Origin of the sequence: Sodalis-like endosymbiont of Proechinophthirus fluctus, from assembly GCF_001602625.1 — a bacterium.
Taxonomy (GTDB): Bacteria; Pseudomonadota; Gammaproteobacteria; order Enterobacterales; family Enterobacteriaceae.
In genome coordinates, this window is sequence record NZ_LECR01000090.1 from 16,911 (window position 1) to 18,285 (window position 1,375).

Genomic DNA, 1,375 nt, shown 5'->3' on the forward strand with positions numbered 1-1,375 from the left:
CCGTCTTGAAGCAGAGATGCAGCCGCTCATCGGTCTGCTGGTGCGGGAGGCGGGCAAGAGTTTTAGCAATGCTGTGGCAGAGGTGCGAGAGGCGGTAGATTTCCTACGCTACTACGCCTGTCAGATAGCGCGGGATTTTGATAACGACAACCACCGTCCGCTCGGGCCGGTGGTGTGCATTAGCCCCTGGAATTTCCCGCTGGCGATTTTTATCGGTCAAATTGCTGCCGCACTGGCGGCAGGTAATACGGTATTGGCTAAACCAGCGGAGCAAACGCCGCTGATTGCCGCCAGGGCGGTCGCTCTGATGCTGGAGGCCGGCGTACCAGAAGGCGTGTTGCAACTGCTGCCCGGCGAGGGGAAAATCGTCGGTGCCGCACTGGTGGAGGACCCGCGTGTTCGTGGGGTCATGTTCACCGGCTCGACCCAGGTAGCCAGACTGCTGCAAAACACCCTTGCTGCGCGGTTAGATCCGCAGGGACGACCGATACCCATTATTGCAGAAACCGGCGGTCTTAACGCCATGTTGGTGGATTCTTCCGCGCTGACGGAACAGGTGGTCACTGACGTCATGGCCTCTGCCTTTGACAGCGCTGGGCAGCGCTGTTCGGCGTTACGGTTGCTGTGTATCCAAGATGACGTTGCCGATCGGATATTGCGTATGCTGCGCGGCGCTATGGCTGAATGTACGCAGGGCAACCCGAAACTTCTTGCCACCGATGTAGGCCCGGTTATTGATGCCAGCGCAAAAGCGGCCATTGACAACCACATCACCGCGCTGCGTGAGCGGGGTCATGCCGTCTGGCAAACAGGTGTGCCCGATGGCGCCTGTGGCGCGCAGGGCACATTCGTTCCCTTAACCCTAATTGAACTTAACAGTGTCGACGAGCTTACCGAGGAAATCTTTGGGCCGGTGTTGCATGTGGTACGCTATCGGCGCAGCGAGCTCGATAGCGTCATCGACAAAATTAACGCCAGCGGTTACGGTCTCACGTTAGGGCTCCATACCCGCATTGATGCGACTATCAACCGCGTTACGGAGCGGGCGCACATCGGCAATTGCTACATCAATCGAAATATCGTCGGCGCCGTGGTGGGCGTCCAACCCTTCGGCGGAGAAGGGTTATCGGGAACCGGTCCTAAAGCCGGCGGCCCGCTGTATCTTTACCGATTACTGTCTCAGCGTCGTGACGATGCTGTACTGCCGTCGCTGCTGGCGCTGGATGCGGTGCAGGCACCTGATTTCAGCCGACGGGAAGCATTACAGCAGGCGCACCCTACCCTGGTCACCTGGATGGAAATGCATTATCCGACGCTTGCTACGCATTGTCGGCGCCTGGGCGATATATCGCAGGCCGGTAGCGTGCGTCTGCTA

General features: G+C 58.9%; 1 pseudogene. It reads left to right on the forward strand.

The features are described 5' to 3' along the window. A pseudogene (locus tag BG74_RS18310) lies at window positions 1-1,375 on the forward strand (L-glutamate gamma-semialdehyde dehydrogenase); the annotation flags it as partial.